The sequence below is a fragment of the Providencia sp. PROV114 genome (genome assembly GCF_032704305.1).
In the GTDB taxonomy this organism is placed as follows: Bacteria; Pseudomonadota; Gammaproteobacteria; order Enterobacterales; family Enterobacteriaceae; genus Providencia; species Providencia rettgeri.
Map to the genome: position 1 here is coordinate 2,390,907 of NZ_CP120528.1, position 17,571 is coordinate 2,408,477.

The 17,571-nt window shown below is 41.0% G+C and carries 16 protein-coding genes; 6 read left to right on the forward strand and 10 right to left on the reverse strand.

The annotated features are described in order from the left end of the window. Positions 1–83 precede the first annotated feature (83 nt). From P3L37_RS10580 to P3L37_RS10595, 4 genes are read right to left on the reverse strand one after another with little or no spacing between them, the layout of a single operon-like run. The gene (locus tag P3L37_RS10580) at positions 84–1,568 is read right to left on the reverse strand and encodes an aldehyde dehydrogenase (protein WP_110731902.1); all 1,485 of its coding nucleotides are present in this window, start codon (positions 1,566–1,568) and stop codon (positions 84–86) included. A gap of 8 nt (positions 1,569–1,576) precedes the next feature. Continuing rightward, positions 1,577–2,443, reverse strand: a complete 867-nt coding sequence (gene dapA / locus P3L37_RS10585) for a 4-hydroxy-tetrahydrodipicolinate synthase (protein WP_110731901.1) — start codon at positions 2,441–2,443, stop codon at positions 1,577–1,579. An 18-nt stretch (positions 2,444–2,461) separates the two neighbouring features. After that, positions 2,462–3,709, reverse strand: a complete 1,248-nt coding sequence (locus P3L37_RS10590; protein ID WP_110731900.1) for an NAD(P)/FAD-dependent oxidoreductase — start codon at positions 3,707–3,709, stop codon at positions 2,462–2,464. Positions 3,710–3,718: 9 nt separating this feature from the next. Then, positions 3,719–4,669, reverse strand: coding sequence for a 4-hydroxyproline epimerase (locus P3L37_RS10595; protein WP_109911307.1), 951 nt, complete (start codon positions 4,667–4,669; stop codon positions 3,719–3,721). 153 nt (positions 4,670–4,822) lie between these two features. Between P3L37_RS10595 and P3L37_RS10600 the strand changes: the two genes are divergently transcribed. The 6 genes from P3L37_RS10600 (at position 4,823) to dauA (ending at position 12,199) form a co-directional block, all read left to right on the forward strand. Beyond that, positions 4,823–5,626, forward strand: coding sequence for a helix-turn-helix domain-containing protein (locus P3L37_RS10600; protein ID WP_042851586.1), 804 nt, complete (start codon positions 4,823–4,825; stop codon positions 5,624–5,626). A gap of 243 nt (positions 5,627–5,869) precedes the next feature. Beyond that, a complete protein-coding gene (locus P3L37_RS10605; RefSeq protein WP_110731898.1) occupies positions 5,870–6,493 on the forward strand; it encodes a CDP-alcohol phosphatidyltransferase family protein in 624 nt (207 codons plus the stop codon). 9 nt (positions 6,494–6,502) lie between these two features. Then, positions 6,503–8,269 carry a bifunctional alpha/beta hydrolase/class I SAM-dependent methyltransferase gene (locus P3L37_RS10610; RefSeq protein WP_109911305.1) on the forward strand — a complete coding sequence of 589 codons (1,767 nt, stop codon included), beginning with the start codon at positions 6,503–6,505 and terminating at the stop codon, positions 8,267–8,269. Between the two features lie 181 nt (positions 8,270–8,450). Next, positions 8,451–9,809: a phosphatase PAP2/dual specificity phosphatase family protein gene (locus P3L37_RS10615; protein ID WP_109911304.1), complete on the forward strand. Its 1,359-nt coding sequence runs from the start codon at positions 8,451–8,453 to the stop codon at positions 9,807–9,809. Next, a complete protein-coding gene (locus P3L37_RS10620) occupies positions 9,802–10,191 on the forward strand; it encodes a hypothetical protein (RefSeq protein ID WP_226537840.1) in 390 nt (129 codons plus the stop codon). Before P3L37_RS10615 ends, P3L37_RS10620 begins: the two co-directional genes overlap by 8 nt. 274 nt (positions 10,192–10,465) lie before the next feature. Continuing rightward, positions 10,466–12,199, forward strand: coding sequence for a C4-dicarboxylic acid transporter DauA (dauA, locus tag P3L37_RS10625; protein WP_109911302.1), 1,734 nt, complete (start codon positions 10,466–10,468; stop codon positions 12,197–12,199). Positions 12,200–12,250: 51 nt separating this feature from the next. Here the strand turns inward: dauA and P3L37_RS10630 are convergent, their stop codons facing one another. Genes P3L37_RS10630 through prfA form a run of 6 tightly spaced genes read right to left on the reverse strand, consistent with a single transcriptional unit; the run spans position 12,251 to position 17,569 of the window. Then, positions 12,251–12,985, reverse strand: coding sequence for a tetratricopeptide repeat protein (locus tag P3L37_RS10630; protein WP_109911301.1), 735 nt, complete (start codon positions 12,983–12,985; stop codon positions 12,251–12,253). A gap of 20 nt (positions 12,986–13,005) precedes the next feature. Next, on the reverse strand, positions 13,006–13,908 hold the full coding sequence (locus P3L37_RS10635) for a TIGR01212 family radical SAM protein (RefSeq protein WP_004910623.1): 903 nt from the start codon (positions 13,906–13,908) through the stop codon (positions 13,006–13,008). Positions 13,909–13,920: 12 nt separating this feature from the next. Next, a complete protein-coding gene (gene kdsA / locus P3L37_RS10640; protein ID WP_272667296.1) occupies positions 13,921–14,775 on the reverse strand; it encodes a 3-deoxy-8-phosphooctulonate synthase in 855 nt (284 codons plus the stop codon). A gap of 46 nt (positions 14,776–14,821) precedes the next feature. Further along, entirely contained in the window at positions 14,822–15,631 is an 810-nt protein-coding gene (gene sirB1 / locus P3L37_RS10645) for an invasion regulator SirB1 (protein WP_109911300.1), read from the reverse strand. A gap of 22 nt (positions 15,632–15,653) precedes the next feature. Beyond that, positions 15,654–16,487: a peptide chain release factor N(5)-glutamine methyltransferase gene (gene prmC, locus P3L37_RS10650; protein ID WP_004910612.1), complete on the reverse strand. Its 834-nt coding sequence runs from the start codon at positions 16,485–16,487 to the stop codon at positions 15,654–15,656. Next, complete coding sequence (gene prfA, locus P3L37_RS10655) at positions 16,487–17,569, reverse strand: peptide chain release factor 1 (protein WP_004264135.1); 1,083 nt, start codon at positions 17,567–17,569, stop codon at positions 16,487–16,489. The genes prmC and prfA overlap by 1 nt, the downstream gene beginning before the upstream one ends. Positions 17,570–17,571 lie beyond the last annotated feature (2 nt).

Sequence of the window (17,571 nt, forward strand, 5' to 3'; positions counted from 1 at the left end):
TACTCCTTCGTTATTGTAATTGTTTATTTGTATTTGCAGGGTAAAAAAAAACCTGAGTCCACTAGGGGGCTCAGGCCAACGTTTTACTGATGGATAAACCAGATAACCTTCGTTTGAGTATATTGTTCAAATGCCTCTAACCCGTTGTCTTTACCGCCAAAACCTGATTGACGAAAACCACCAAACGGCGTTGTAATATTGCCCTCACTAAAGCCATTGACTGAAACAGTACCCGCATTAATACGCTGTGCAATTTGCATGGCTCGGTGAATATTTTGGCTATAAAATGAAGCCGCTAAGCCATATTGAGTGTCATTAGCTAAAGCAACAGCTTCATCATCAGTTTTAAACGATGTGACGGCTAAAATAGGGCCAAAAACTTCATGCTTAAATAGCGACATTTCAGGCGTGACTTCATCAAAAATTGTCGGTTCGATATACCATCCCGCCCCCAATTCATGATGAATTTTTCCACCCGCAACTAATTTTCCTCCCTCTTTTAACGTGATATCTAAAAAGGATTTTACTTTCTCAAAATGAGCCTGTTCGACCATTGGCCCAATTGAAATATCTGCTTGCCTTGGGTCTCCGACTTTCCATTCTTTAACGGCGACGGCAAGCTTCTCTAATAGTATTTTTTTGATGCTTTCGTGCACAATTAAGCGAGAACCACAGCTGCAGTTTTCACTCATATTCCAGAAAGCCGCCGCCATAATATGTGGAATTGCGGCTTCAATATTCGCATCTTCAAACACCACTTGCGGGCTTTTACCGCCACATTCGAGTACAATTTCTTTTAAGTTACTTTCGGCGGAATATTTTAAAAATAAGCGTCCCACATCTGTTGAACCGGTAAATGACACCATATCAACATCATGATGGCGGCCAAGCGCTTCCCCGACTTTTTCACCTAATCCACAAACTAGACTTAATGCACCTTTAGGAATACCCGCCTCATAGGCCAGTTCCACCATACGATGCGCGCTTAATGAGGTTAGTTCGGCAGGTTTCACAATCACCGAATTGCCGACAGCAAGAGCTGGAGCTACTTTCCACGCAAACATTTGAGCAGGGAAATTCCACGGTAATACCGCCCCCACCACACCAATAGGCTCATGCACTATTAACCCCAACTCTTGATGACTGGTTGGTGCAATTTTGCCAAACAGTTTATCAATCGCTTCGGCATACCAATAAAAGGTGTCAATCGTTGCGGGCAAATCGGTATTTAAGCATTCGGTGATAGGCTTACCTGCATCAATACAGTCTAGCGCCGCAAGTTCTTCACTGTGTTTTTCAATCAGATTAGCCCATTTAAGCATGATAGCTTTACGTTCTTGCGGCGATAACCCGCGCCATTCACCTTGATTAAACGTGTCACGCGCCACCTGTACCGCGGCATTAATATCGCTCTCATCACCATCTGCAATAAAACCAATAATGCTGTTGTCGATTGGGGTCCGGTTTTCTAGTCTATTTTGCTGTTCTGGGTGCCCTGCAATTAAATTGCCCGCCCACAGTTTTCCTTGTTTTGCGCGTTCAAATACCTGCTGCTGGGTAAGAGTCATATTCCCCCCTAGCGCTTAATTAATTTAATAAAATCATCGCGTTCTTGAGACGCTAGATTTGACAAAGGCAAACGAACCGGGCCGACATGGAATGTGCCATTCAAGCAACCCGCTTTGGCTTTTTGGTTATAATCACCTGATTCCATTGAGTAAATCGCAGGGTAAATTTCATTCATAATCTGCTTGGCTTGTTGCCAGTCACCCGCTTGCGCGGCATTAAAAATAGCAACTTGCTCTGCTGGGTATACATTACCAGCTCCCGCAATCCAACTTTTGGACCCCCAAAAGAAGAAATCCACTGGTTGGTCATCACAACCACAAATGACCTCAAAATTTTTGAATGGTGTTTGTAATAAGTGCAGTGCTCGGCTAAAGTTTCCACTGCTTTCTTTGATAGCGACAATATTGTCAATTTCGGCTAGCTTAATAACCGTTTCAATGTCAATTTCAACGCCAATCCGAGCTGGAAAATTGTACATAATTATGGGTAATGATGTTGATTTTGCGACTTTTTCATAGTGGGCGAATACACCTTGCTGGTCCGGCAAACTATATGGCGGTGGAGACAGCATTAACCCTTCATAACCGAGTTCTTGAGCTTGTTTCGCACGTGCAATAGCCCCCTCAGTTGATAAATCATTAATACCCGCAATTAATGTCACTCGCCCTTTGGCAATTTTGCAAACGGTTGACAGCACGGTCTTACGTTCATCTTCGTTTAATGCGTAATACTCCCCAGTTGTCCCACAAACCACTAAACCCGTCACACCCCGCTCAATAAGTTTTTCAGTTAATTCAGCAAGCGCACTGACATTTAATGTTAAATCATCATGAAATGGGGTCACTAATGGAACAAGAATGCCATGGAAATTCATTTTGAATTCTCCTCAAAATTAAAGAAATCGTTCAATGGAAAAAGGGGCACAGTCGATACTTGTCGGCTGATGATGGATAAAACTATTCACAATATCTGCGGTGATCGCCGCTTGGGTTAGCCCCAAGTGTTGGTGACCGAATGCAAAAATATAGGGGCCTTTATGGTCTAAAATTGGTAATGAATCAGACGTAGATGGGCGAAACCCCATCCATGATGTAGATTGTTGGCTATTTAATGTTTCCTTTAGCATAGGTTGTGCTAACGGGAGAAAATGTTGAGCTCGCTGCATATTCGCAGGACGTTTTAACCCTGCGTATTCTACGGTTCCTGCGAGGCGTAGCCCTTGAGACATTGGCGTCATTATAAAACGCCTATCCATACTTGATACTGGTATCGATAATCGACCTAATTCATGGGGCAACATCAAATGATAACCACGCTCAGTTTCAAGTGGCACTCTGATACGACTCACCATTTTGACTAGCGATTTAGAGAATGCACCCCCTGCAATCACTATTTTTTGTCCTGTAAACTGCCCTTGAGTGGTTGTCAATATCGCTTGTTGATTCGACGTTGATGTGATTTCTGTTACTTCACAGTGGGTTAATACCTGCCCACCCGCAGCGATAAAAGCTTCTGTCAGTTTTTGGTGTAATGCACATAAATTCACAACATGGCCTGTATCGGGATAAAAAATGCCACCGATTTGGCTTTCAGATAAAGCAGGTTCGCGCGTTAATAGCGTATCTTGATCAATCAATTGATTAGCCACACCAATACTTTGCAGGTACTCACTGTGCTGGCTTAGCTTATCGAGCGTCTCTTTTTTTTCTGCCACCAATAGTGAACCCTTCATTTTGACAAGGTCATTTAATTGCCATTTCTGAATAAATGCTTGCCATGAATCGAAAGCGGCACTATTTAGTGTCATCAATGTGTGATGAATATGGGTAAAAGGCTTATGGCGCATGTTACCCAACAATTTTATTAACCAAGGTGTTAGCGGTAATAAATAGCGCCAATCCAGACGCAAAGGGCCTAGTGGATCAAATAACATTTTCGGAATTGATTTTAAAACGCTCGGATCCGCAATCGGAAAAACTTGTTCTGTCGCTATATGCCCTGCGTTACCAAATGAAGCACCTTGACCAATTTCATGTTTATCAAGCAACAGCACTTGTGACCCATTAGCTTGCACTGTCAGTGCAATACTCAGACCAATAATGCCGCCACCCACTACAATCACTGGATATTTGCGTTCCATTTCATTCCCCTATGCCACTGAAATTCCAAAACGAAATGGATCTTGTTCATCTATCAATAAGGTATTTTTCCCACTGATATAGGCATGCCCGCGAATAGTCGGAATAATGCCGTTTTCATCAGCCTGTTGAAAACTGGCCTGAAATTGGCTGCCAATCACACTGGCTTGATGCCATATTTCACCAGCCGCCAGCATTTTATCCGCGGCTAAACAGGCAAGTTTGGCACTTGTTCCTGTTCCACAAGGGGAGCGGTCATAAGCGCCGCCTGGGCATAAAACAAAACTTTGGCTATTGGCTTCGGGGTGTGTACCGAATAATTCGATATGGTCAATTTCTTGGCCATCTTTACCGTAAATACCTTGATCGGATAAGGCTTGTTTAATCTTTAAACTGACTTCTGTCAGTAATTTAATGTTTTCGTAATCAATAGTGACTGGTGACTTATCAACAAGAAAGAACCAATTTCCGCCCCAAGCAATATCCCCGGCAATGGTACCGAGTTCTGGAACATTAACTTGTACCGCTTTGCGATAACGATATGAATAAACATTCTGAATACTCACACTGCCATCTTGATGCAAATGAGCCGTAACATCCCCTACCGGGGTTTCGATAAGATGTTTACCGAAAGTGATATGACCGAGAAAATGCAATGAAGCCACTAAACCGATAGTGCCATGGCCACACATTCCCAAGTAACCTTGATTGTTAAAAAAAATCACACCGGCTGCTGCTGCTGGGTTTTGTGGTTTACACAATAGTGCCCCCACTAAAATATCATTACCTCGTGGCTCTAAAATGGTGGTTTTACGCCATACATCATGTTGATGGCGTAATATCTCCAGTCTTGATGCTATGCTTTGCTGCCCTAAATCAGGGAATCCGTCGATAACGAGCCGAGTTGGCTCACCTGCAGTATGGGAGTCGATAACTTCAATTTTAGTATATTGATATTGCATTGGTTAGCATCCTATCTATTATCATTGTTAATAGAATGCTTGATTTTTGTTAACAACTCTTGATATCTTTCTAACAAACTTATGCGCTTTTCTGCACAATCTAAAAATATTTAACAGAACTAGTAAAATTAATTTAATATTTCGGAGCGCAGCATGATCAATCTAAATAAATTGTTATTGATTAGTCAGGAGAACATGCTGTTTCCTGTTGATAATATTGATGTTCTATTAAATCATTTAGGCTTAGTGATGCCCCTCATTAATACCTTGCCGAATGTGACTTTCTTTGTGAAAGACCATAATGCAAAGTATGTTTTGGCCAATGATAATTTAGCCACCCGTTGTAAAATCGATAGCGTTAATCATCTGGTTGGTAAATGTGCTGAGGATATTTTTCATTCGGAACTAGGCCAAAGCTATAGTTCTCAAGATTATTTAGTGATGGAGAAAAAAATTAGCGTCATTAATAAACTTGAACTTCACCTGTATAAAGCGGGTTTGTTGGGATGGTGTTTAACAACTAAGGTTCCTATTTTTAATACACGTAACCAAGTTATTGGAGTTGCAGGTATTTCAGTGGATTTACAAGATGTGAAATCGGTCAGCCCTAAGCTAAACAACCAACTTAGCCGTGTTGAACGCTATATTAGTGAGCATTTCGATACCGCAATAAAAATGACAACACTTGCTGACATATCTGGCCTCTCGCTTTCTCAATTAAACCGCCAGTTTAAAGCTATTTTTTTGATAACCCCTCAACAATATATTCAAAAAATGCGGCTTGAACATGCGATTGAACTGCTCGAAGATGATTTTTCAATTACTGAAATTTCCAGTAAGTGTGCTTATGCTGATCACAGCGCTTTCTGCCGAAAATTCAAAGAAATGACCACCATGACACCTAGCCAATTTAAACGAATGCGTTCAAAAATCGATAAACAAAGGATATTGGCCTGACTGAGTATCATATTGGTTAACCCGTTTTTCCTTAATACCGATAAATTCATTCTCTTTAGATTTTATGAAGTGCTTTTTGGCCGTTTATTCAAATAATTACCGCAGTACCTTCGATATAATTACTAAATAACTTCCCTTGGTTATTTCCTAACTTAAGATAGCTCTTATTGCAGACATCCATCAATCGGGTATTGATATATCCCAATGCTGCATCTAAGTGCGGTGACGAGAAAGGAATACTCAATGACCATTTACGATCTGAAACCTAAATTTCAAGATCTTCTTCGTCCAATTGTTCGTAAGCTATTTAGTGCGGGTGTGACGGCTAATCAAGTCACTTTGGCAGCTTTACTTTTGTCTGTGATCTGCGGAATGCTATTACTGTTCATTCCAAACCCACACCTGTTTATTTTATTACCTTTCGTACTGTTTATTCGTATGGCACTCAATGCGATTGATGGCATGTTAGCAAGGGAGCACAACCAAAAAAGCCACCTTGGTGCAATCCTGAATGAGCTTGGTGATGTTATTTCAGATATCGCACTATACCTACCATTTGCGGTTATTTTCCCTCAAGTATTTTGGCTTATTTTATTCATTCTATTTCTTACGCTACTTACTGAATTTATTGGTGTTATCACTCAAGCAATTGGTGCGTCTCGTCGCTATGACGGCCCTATTGGTAAAAGTGATCGAGCCTTTATTTTCGGTGCGTTAGGGCTGCTTGTCAGTATTTTCCCGCAAATCATATTTTCTAGTTGGATAAGTTATCTGTTTATCCTTTTAACTTTGTTGCTGTTTTATACTTGCTATAACCGTATTCGTCGTGCACTTTGTGAATTATCTACATCGGCGAATAATAATTAAGGAAGAATTATGAACGCTCAGACAGATTATCTGACGCAACGTCCCGTTATTGAGTCCCAATTTACCACCAGTGACCATACTTCTCTTTTTTATCGACATTGGCCAACAGAGACTTCGACCAACAAAGCGATTATTTTATTTCATCGTGGCCATGAACATTCTGGCCGTGTCGCCCATTTAGTCGATGAACTCAATTTACCTGACTATGCGATGTTTGCATGGGATGCCCGTGGTCATGGTAAAAATGATGGCCCGCGAGGTTATAGCCCTTCACTAAGCACATCTGTCAATGATGTCGATGAATTCGTACGTCACATTTCCTCCCAATATAATATTCCCTTAGAAAATATCATTGTTATCGGACAAAGTGTTGGTGCCGTCCTTGTCTCCGCTTGGGTTCATGATTACGCCCCCAAAATTCGTGGGATGGTACTCGCCTCTCCTGCATTTAAGGTTAAATTGTATGTCCCATTTGCCCGGACAGGGCTTGCTTTAATGCAAAAGGCTCGCGGTTTGTTCTATGTGAATTCCTATGTCAAAGCTAAATTTCTGACTCATGATGAACAACGAATTGATTCGTTTAATCGCGATCCATTGATCACTCGCCCTATTGCCGTCAATATTTTACTTGAATTATATAAAACAGCTGAACGTGTAGTGGCTGATGCAGGTGCAATTACCTTACCAACTCAATTATTTATTTCAGGTAGTGACCACGTTGTCCACCATCGACCTCAACATCAGTTTTTTGAAAGATTAAATACCCCAATAAAAGAAAAACATATATTACCCGGTTTTTACCACGACACATTAGGTGAAAAAGAACGCCATATCCCAATTGAAAAAATCCGTGATTTTATTGGGAAATTATTCGCCTTACCGCGCTACCAACATAATTATCAATATGAAGATATCTGGAGTGTCAGTGCTGAAAAATATCGTTCGCTCATGACTCCTTTGCCTAAATGGTGCCCTAAAAATCTTGCTTATAAAATTATGAGCAAATCAATGAGTACACTAGGTAAAGCTTCTGAAGGTATTTGCATTGGTTATGACAAAGGGTTTGATTCAGGTTCAACTCTCGATTACGTATACCGCGACAAAGCCCAAGGTAAAGGCTTATTTGGCCGTGTGATTGATAGGCAGTATCTCAACAGCATAGGCTGGCAAGGAATACGCCAACGCAAAGTGAATATTGAAAATATTATTCGGCAAGCGATACGTGACCTCACGGAGACAGGTATCCCGGTTCGAATTATGGATATTGCCGCAGGCCAAGGCCGTTATATCTTTGATGCAATTAATGATTATAGCAAAGTTGAGTCTGTCCTATTAAGAGACTATAGCCCTATCAATGTTGAGCAAGGACAATTACATATTAAGGAACGTTACCTTGAAGATAAAATTCAATTTACTGAAGGTAATGCTTTTGACGCCGATGATTTAGCCGCGGTTTCACCCTCTCCAACAATTGGCATTGTCAGTGGTTTGTATGAACTGTTCCCCAGTAATGAAATGATAAACGCTTCATTAAATGGACTTTCTCGAGCTATCCCTCCTGGCGGGCTATTAATTTATACTTGCCAGCCATGGCACCCTCAAGTTGAAATGATTGCTCGGGTACTACCAAGCCACCAAGGTGGCCAAGCATGGGTTATGCGTTGTCGTAGCCAAGGCGAAATGGATACTTTAGTTGAAGAAGCGGGCTTTGAAAAACTAAACCAATTAATTGATAACTGGGGAATATTCAGCGTATCCATAGCTAGACGACGTTAGTCTATTTATCTCGCATTGTGATTGATGCCACATTGTTGGCATCAATCACTAACTTCAACTTTAGGTGATAGCCATTGTTTATTGCCCGCAAAGCACCTATGCTGCTTAGCGTTATTTGTTTCCCTAATCATTTACTGATATCACCGCCAGTTCGTTGCCATTTAAAGGAATAGGATAAAGGATGATAACCGCAACTCGCAAACCTCAACAGGCTGTATCTCGACGCCAAATAATACGCTCTGGTTTGCTATGGCTAGTTTTTCTAGCACCTTTTTTCTTCCTAACTTATGGCCAAGTCAATACGTATACCGCAACGTTAGGCCAGGTTCCTTCTATCGTTTTTTCTTGGGAAACCCATATTCCATTTCTCCCTTGGTCTATCATTCCCTATTGGAGCATTGACCTTTTTTATGGGTTATCTTTATTTATTTGCACAACCCGTAAAGAACAATCGATCCATGGCTTACGGCTCATCACGGCTTCTATTATCGCTTGTATTGGTTTTTTACTATTTCCACTTAAGTTTAGTTTCCCTCGACCAAGCACTGATGGCCTATTTGGCTGGATGTTTGACAGCCTAGAATTATTTGATCTTCCCTTTAACCAAGCTCCTTCATTACATATTATTTTATTGTGGATCTTATGGTTACGTTTTCGAGCGCATACACCAACAAAATGGCGCTGGTTGCTTCATAGTTGGTCGATACTCATTCTCCTGTCCGTATTGACGACTTGGCAGCACCACTTTATTGATGTCGTCACCGGCTTTGCCGTTGGCATATTAATTAGTTATTTACTTCCTATACAAACTCACTGGCAATGGCATTACACTGGCTCACCTCGCAGTTTTAAAATGAGCAAAAACTATGGCATAGGCTCTCTTGCTTGCTTTATTCTTGCGTTTATCTTCCAAGGATTCGCTTGGTTACTATTATGGCCCGCTGTCGCCCTCTTTTTTATTACCCTTGGCTATTTAGGCGCTGGTGCTAGCGTTTTCCAAAAAACACCTGAAGGGAATATTTCCCCTTCTGCCGCTATTTTGTTACTACCATACCGGCTGATTGCTTGGGGAACCTATCATTACTTCGCTAAGCACTGCGCACAACCCAGTATTGTTAATAAACACATTGTTTTGGGAGGGCGCCCACTTTACGCTTTGCAAACTCAAGCTGTGTTAGATATGACTTGCGAATGGCCTCGCAATTCTTACAGCAAAGAGCTGAAATATTGTAGCCAACCGCAAATTGATTTGTTACCACTAAGCGCGGAAGATATCGAAAAGTCAGTCCATACTATGGATACACTGGTAAAACATGGGGCGGTATACATTCATTGCAAATTAGGTTATTCACGAAGTGCAACTGTTGCTGTTGCATGGTTGGTACATCATGGCGATGCAAAAAACATAGAAGAAGCCGTAGCATTAGTTGAACATGCTCGCCCACAAGTAATTTTAAATGCAGCAACGATACAACAACTGAATAATTGGTATGCCGATTACCATATAAGTCGAGTGAATAATGAATACATTGATGAATAAACAACAAGGTGACGTTATCACTATTTTAACGCATAGTTGGCGTTATTTTGCTACTGGGTCTGTATTGGCATTATTTTGTCAATTTGCTTTGTATTTCTATTCTAATTACCCTAAATATATTTTATTCACCAATATAATTATATTTATAGTTTGCCAGTATTATATATATCGCCTGTGGCTAGATAACCATTTTTTTAAAATTATCTACACACATAATGAAACAGAACATTTTGATAATGCATTAAATTTTTTATTTCCGAACAAAATCAAACACCGCACGATGCAGCAAAGGTGGTTTGGGACTAAACGTCTTTTCACCCATGCACTTGGGTTAGTACTACTGCAATGGATAGGGTTATTGGTCGCAATAATAACTAGTTAATTAATTAAGCATTAACCAGTACTATTATTTATATTTACAGTTCAAAAAATAAGATTGCTATTGCATATATGTATACCTAAAACTAAAAAGTAGCCATATAAAATGTATTCTAACTGTTTTTCTTTATAATATAACGGTTTTTTACTTTTGTTACTGAAAACGTTATGATAATTGCAGATTCATTGATACATAACAGATTTTTTTCAAGTTACTAAGCGTATCCTTATAGGTACATATTTCGTTTATTTTTCACCCTGTTATTTGGTAGGGTATAATGAGTACAAAAAAAATTAATAGGTTGCGCCCTTTTAGTGCGCTAATAGATTCTTGTTGGAAAGAAAAATATACGGCTACTCGCTTTATTAAGGATTTAATCGCGGGTATTACCGTGGGTATTATCGCTATTCCGCTCGCAATGGCTTTAGCTATTGCAAGTGGCGTTCCCCCCCAATATGGGCTATATACCGCGGCTATTGCAGGTATCGTCATTGCGATAACAGGTGGGTCTCGTTATAGCGTTTCTGGCCCCACCGCAGCTTTTGTGGTGATCCTCTACCCTGTTTCACAGCAATTTGGGTTGAGTGGGTTATTAGTCGCTACCCTAATGTCCGGTGTCATACTCCTTGCCATGGGGTTTGCCCGCTTTGGTAAGTTTATTGAATATATCCCTGTTTCAGTCACATTAGGCTTTACTTCGGGGATAGCTATTACCATTGCCACAATGCAAATTAAAGATTTTTTTGGCTTGCAAATGGTGCATGTCCCAGAAAACTATGTTGATAAGCTAATTGCTATTGGTAATACATTCCCCACGTTTCAATACAGCGACACACTAATTGGGCTTTCAACTCTTTTGGTGCTTATCTTCTGGCCTAAATTAAAATTAAGATTTCCCGGCCATTTACCAGCCCTTATTGTCGGGACTTTCGTCATGTGGGTGCTTTCATTATTTGGCATGGAAGTCGCGACTATTGGATCTGAATTTAGCTATTTATTGCCTGATGGCACTGAAGGTAATGGTATTCCCCCTATCCTACCGCAGTTTATTTTGCCATGGGAACTCCCTGGAAGTGCGCCAATTAATTGGGCGATGATCACCGCATTAATGCCCGCTGCATTTTCTATGGCAGTGCTTGGTGCGATTGAATCACTACTATGTGCCGTAGTATTGGACAACATGACAGGAACCAAACACCATTCCAATAGTGAACTTATTGGCCAAGGTGTGGGGAACATTGCGGCGCCTTTTTTTGGTGGGATCACAGCAACCGCTGCAATAGCCCGCTCTGCAGCTAACGTTCGCGCAGGTGCAACATCCCCCATTTCTGCGATTATTCACTCAATATTGGTGATACTTACATTATTAGTTCTTGCTCCAATGCTCTCTTATTTGCCATTAGCCGCCATGTCTGCATTATTATTGATTGTAGCTTGGAACATGAGTGCGGCGGGTAAAGTCGTTTACCTGATTAAACGCGCGCCAAAAGATGACATTATTGTATTAGTGCTATGTATGTCTCTAACTGTTCTATTTGATATGGTTATTGCTATTACTGTCGGGATTGTTCTCGCGTCATTATTGTTTATGCGACGTATTGCCAATATGACCCGTTCAACACAATTAGCAGAAACAGATGAAGAGCGAAGCCGTTTAGTCGTAAGAATAAACGGCCCATTATTTTTCGCTGCTGCCGAGCGTATTTTTGATGAATTACGTGTCAAAAGCGCAGGTTATGAAACCATCATTATGCAATGGGACGCTGTACCGGTCTTAGATGCGGGTGGCTTAGAAGCTTTCGAAAAATTCATCGATGCCGTACGCAAAGATACCCATGTCTTAGTTTGTGACATTCCGTTCCAGCCATTAAAAACTTTGGCAAGAGCGAAAGTGACACCGATTGAAGGCGTGTTAAGTTTTTATAATTCAATAGATCATGCACTTGAAGCTGTTAAGGCTATCGAACAGGCGAGTTCTATCGACACAGAAAAGGCAACAACAGCGTCTTAATTTAAGTCCCTTAACTAAACCGCCATGTTATTTTACATGGCGGTTTAACTGTTACTCATTGAAGCAAAACATTTCATTCCCTGCTTCTTTCCCTTTTTCGCAAGCTATTACCCTTAATTTTTTTGCTTTTGCTGGGTCGATAGCCACCGTTCCTGTGTTATCTTCAGAAAATCTAAATGCTGCCATCCATTCTGCATACCCTGGATAAGTCATCTCATTAGCCTTATCAAACCATTGTTGTGCTTGCTTTTCATCTTTTGCGACACCTTGGCCATCTAGGTAGATAACGCCAAGCAAAATTGGAGCAATAAAATAGTCTGGGTTATTTAGCGCATTAACTTCATTGAGAAGTTCTATAGACTGTTGATAGTCCGTTTTACCTGCAATTGGGTTTATCAATGACTCTGCTAAACTGATTTTTCCACGTGTACTACCCATTTCAACCGCTTTAATCGCGTATTTACGTGCATCAACTAATTCCTGTGAAAAGTAACTATCACTTAATAGATTAATATCCGCTAATAACGCATAAGCATCTGCATTACCATTTTTTGCGGCTTCGTTTGCCCATAAACGCGCACTATTAAGATTTTGTAGAACACCTAAACCGGAAAAATACATTTGAGCCAGCTGATACTGAGCAAGGGTATCTTTCTTCGTTGCTTTTTGATGAGTTTGTACAAATTTTTGTTTATCTTCAGGGGTAATATCAAGTTGAGCGGTAGCTTGAAAAGAAAACGTAATGAGGGATGAAACGATAATAGCTTTATAAAAGTTTGATTTCATAATTATTCTCATTAAAGAAGTCAAAGCGCAGAGCCTTGGCCACCCCATTTTAAGAAGTATTGATATAAGTTATTCATTCCTACCCAATGGTTTTCACACCAGCTCGGGGCGAGTAACGTAGGTTTTCTTGCACTGGCACTAATACGGTGGTAGACAATGTCAGTTGGTGTATGACGCACCATTTCACCGGCAATTTGGGTATATTCATCAAGAGAAAGTGTTGCCAAGCGCCCTGCTCGCCAACTTTTTGCCATTACACTACCTTCAACAATATGTAACGGGTGAAGTTTGATGCCATCCGTTCCACACTCAAGTACTTTATCCAATGTTTGCATATTCATTTGGGCATTTTCACCGGGTAGCCCACAAATCAAATGCGTACAAACTTTTAATCCAAGACTACGCGCTTTTTGCGTTGTTTGTTGGTATGCATCAAAACCATGGCCGCGATTAATACGATGTAGCGTTTTATCATGAGCACTTTGTAAACCTAGCTCAAGCCATATTTCATAACCTTGTTGCTGATAACAACTCAATAAAGATAATACCGCGTCAGGAACACAATCAGGGCGCGTTCCAACACATAAACCAATAATATCAGCCTGTTGTAAAGCATCTTCATAGAGCTGTTTTAGCAGACTCACTTCTGCGTAAGTACTGGTATAGGCTTGGAAATAAGCTAAATAACGTTTTGCGCGGGAAATTCGGGTAATCTGTTGGTGAATTTGTTCACTGATGGTTTTAGAAGATTGGCTTTCATCGGCAAAAGAGGCCACATTACAAAAGGTGCAGCCGCCTCGCCCAAGGGTGCCATCACGGTTTGGGCAATTAAAACCACCATGTAAGGTAATTTTATAAATTTTTTCACCATATCGGCGCTGTAAATCAGCGCCGAACATAGAAACGACTTCGGTGAGCTGCATAAACCGTCTAACTTAGCGACTTGTATCTAACTCAGGGAAGCTTTTTACTACCTCGTCGATTGCTTTCATTTGCTTTAAGAATGGTTCTAGCTTATCTAATGGTAATGCTGATGGGCCATCGCAACGCGCGTTGTCTGGGTCTGGATGGGCTTCAAGAAATAACCCTGCGATCCCAACCGCCATTCCCGCTCTTGCCAGCTCAGCAACTTGACCACGACGGCCACCAGATGCGGCACCAAATGGGTCGCGGCATTGCAATGCGTGGGTTACGTCGAAAATGACAGGACAGCCTTTTGATGCTTGAACCATGACATTAAAGCCAAGCATATCAACAACTAGGTTGTCATAACCAAAGTTTGCGCCACGGTCGCAAAGAATAATTTTATCGTTACCACCTTCGATAAATTTCTCAACGATATTTCCCATTTGTCCTGGGCTGATAAACTGAGGTTTTTTGATATTAATTACCGCATCTGTTTTAGCCATTGCTGCAACTAAGTCCGTTTGACGGGCTAAGAACGCTGGTAATTGAATGACATCAACGACTTCGGCAACAGGGGCTGCTTGTGCTGGCTCATGAACATCCGTAATGATTTTTACGCCAAATGTTTGTTTCAACTCTTGGAATATTTTCATTCCTTCTTCAAGACCTGGACCACGGTAAGAGTGAATTGATGAGCGGTTAGCTTTATCAAATGACGCTTTAAATACGTAAGAAATCCCCAACTTTTGTGTCACTGTGACATAATGCTCACACACTTTCATCGCCATATCGCGAGATTCTAATACATTCATCCCACCAAATAACACAAACGGCAAGTCGTTCGCGACATTGATATCACCAATATTGACTACTTTCTGTTGCATACTCTTACCTTTAATATTGAAACAGGAAAATCGGCCTGTATGTTAATTAATGTAATACGACTGGATGGTTATCCAGCGAATAAATTTGTATTTTAATCATTTCAGAGACAGGGTCTTCTGGGCAATGTTCAATAAAATAATTGAGATCGCTCAATGCCACATGATTACAATCTAAGTGTGCAAGAATTAACCCTCTGTCACGAATTTCGTAAGGGTCTTCAGGATCAAGAGTCAAAAGCGTTTCACAAACCCGTAACGCTAACTCCATCTTTTTTTCTTCCATTAATGCAGCTTTGAGTGTGTCAAAAATTTTACGAATAACAATGCTGTTTTCTGCTGTCTCAAGTTGGTCGTAGTAAAATTCAGAAAAAGGATCAACGGTTCCTTTGAGCCACAAATTTAACGTGTGTAATGATAAAGACTCGCCATTTACAGGGTTAATAACCCATTGGCTGCCATCATTTCTTTCACTAATAAATAATAATTGAGTAGGGAAAATAGCGGGATAAATCGCAATATCAAGGCGTTCGGCAATATATAAAAAAATAGCACCGAGTGTCACTGGCGTACCTTGCTTAGATGACAATACTTTGTCTAGCCACAGCATATCCGATAACAAATAGATCCCTTCAGCTGGGCCAAATGACCACTCTTGGTAAAAAAGTGAGGCCAATTGCTGAATTTTTGTTTCGTTATCAGCGGTTAAATCGATACGAGACTTGGCTGATGAGACTAAGCTATCTAACTGAGCTTGCACTTTCATCAGCGGGAAATCATGACGGATACATTGTGAAACAGTCATGATCCCTTCACTTAAAGGGAGTTGATTAAATTCTATATTCGCTATGGTTTTCATTACATTCCCACTGCTATGCCACTTAACCATTCCATTGACCGAGTGAAATTCGCTCTCTTCCACCATAATCAAGACAGGTCTCAATTTTGGTGTACCCATGTACTTCAAATAAATCACGCACTGCAAGACCTTGTGTCCAGCCATGCTCAAGAAGCAACCACCCTTGATTTTTAAGATATTTTTTAGATTCTTGAATGATATGCATTAAATCAGCTAAGCCTTCATTCTTAGCCACTAGAGCGGTTAATGGCTCAAATCGCACATCACCTTCGCTGAGATGCGTATCATTTTCATCAATATAGGGTGGATTACTGATAATCATATCAAATTGTTGAATTGATAGTGAAGCAAACCAATTACTTTGTATAAAATTGACATTTGAAATATTCAAGCGCTGCTGATTTCGTTGTGCTAAAACAACTGCATCAGGGTTAAAATCAACACCGATAACCTGACTTTGCGGCATTTCAGATGCCAAGGCTAGTGCAATTGCCCCAGTCCCAGTACCTAAATCTAAAATTTGATTTTTTTGCTCTGTTAACCTGGATAAGGCTTGTTCAACAATGCATTCGGTATCTGGCCGAGGTATTAATGTCGCAGGAGAGACGTAAAGAGGAAGGGACCAGAACTCACGTTCACCGATAATATAGGCAATAGGCTCACCTTTCTCACGGCGTTGCAAAAGACATTCAGCTTGTTGGCATTCTTCAGCGTTGAGTTCTGTCTCACCAAATGCAAAAAGATAGGTACGGCTGCGACCTGTGACATGCTCCAGTAAAATTTCAGCATCTCGCTTCGCACTGTCACTTGCAGACAGCCGATTGACTGCCTGCTTGACCCATTCGATATACTGCATTATTCCTGCTCAGACAACGCAGAAAGTTGGTCTGCCTGGTATTCATTGATGATAGGTTGGATAAGTGAATCCAATTTTCCTTCCATCACTTCATCCAAACGGTATAACGTTAAGTTAATACGGTGGTCAGTTACTCGACCTTGCGGAAAATTATAGGTACGAATACGGTCAGAACGGTCACCAGAACCTAGCAGATTACGACGTTCAGATGCTTCTGCAGCTTGGCGTTTATCCATTTCGGCTTGGCGAATACGCGCACCTAATACAGACATCGCTTTCGCTTTGTTTTTATGCTGTGAACGTTCATCTTGGCACTCAACAACAATGCCTGTCGGAATATGGGTAATACGTATTGCGGAATCGGTGGTGTTAACGTGCTGCCCACCCGCACCCGATGAGCGGAAAGTATCAATACGTAAATCCGCAGGGCTGATTTCAGGTAATTCAGCTTCTGGCAGCTCAGGTAAAATCGCTACAGTACAAGCGGATGTATGAATACGGCCTTGAGATTCCGTTTCGGGAACACGTTGAACACGATGACCACCTGACTCAAATTTTAAGCGACCATAAACGCTATCACCGGAAATTTTCGCGATGACTTCTTTAAAACCGCCATGTTCGCCATCGCTCGTGCTCATTAATTCAACGCGCCAGCGGTTGTTTTCTGCATAACGGCTATACATACGGAATAAATCACCCGCAAAAATTGCCGCTTCGTCTCCCCCGGCACCCGCACGGATTTCAACGAAACAGTTATATTCATCATCAGGATCTTTTGGAAGCAGCAACAATTGTAATTGCTGTTCGAGCTCTTCATTGCGCGCTTTGGCTTCTTTAAGCTCTTCTTGAGCCATTTCTTTCATTTCAGGATCGTCTAACAACATTTCAGCTGTTTCGATGTCATCCTGTACTGTGCGCCATGCGCTAAAGCATTTAGCGACATCAGATAATTGGGCATATTCTTTTGATAAAGCACGAAAACGGTCTTGATCGGCAATTACACCTGCATCAGCAAGGTGCGCTTCAATTTCTTCGTAGCGTTCTTGTAATGCTTCTAGTTTTGCGACAATAGAAGGCTTCATTC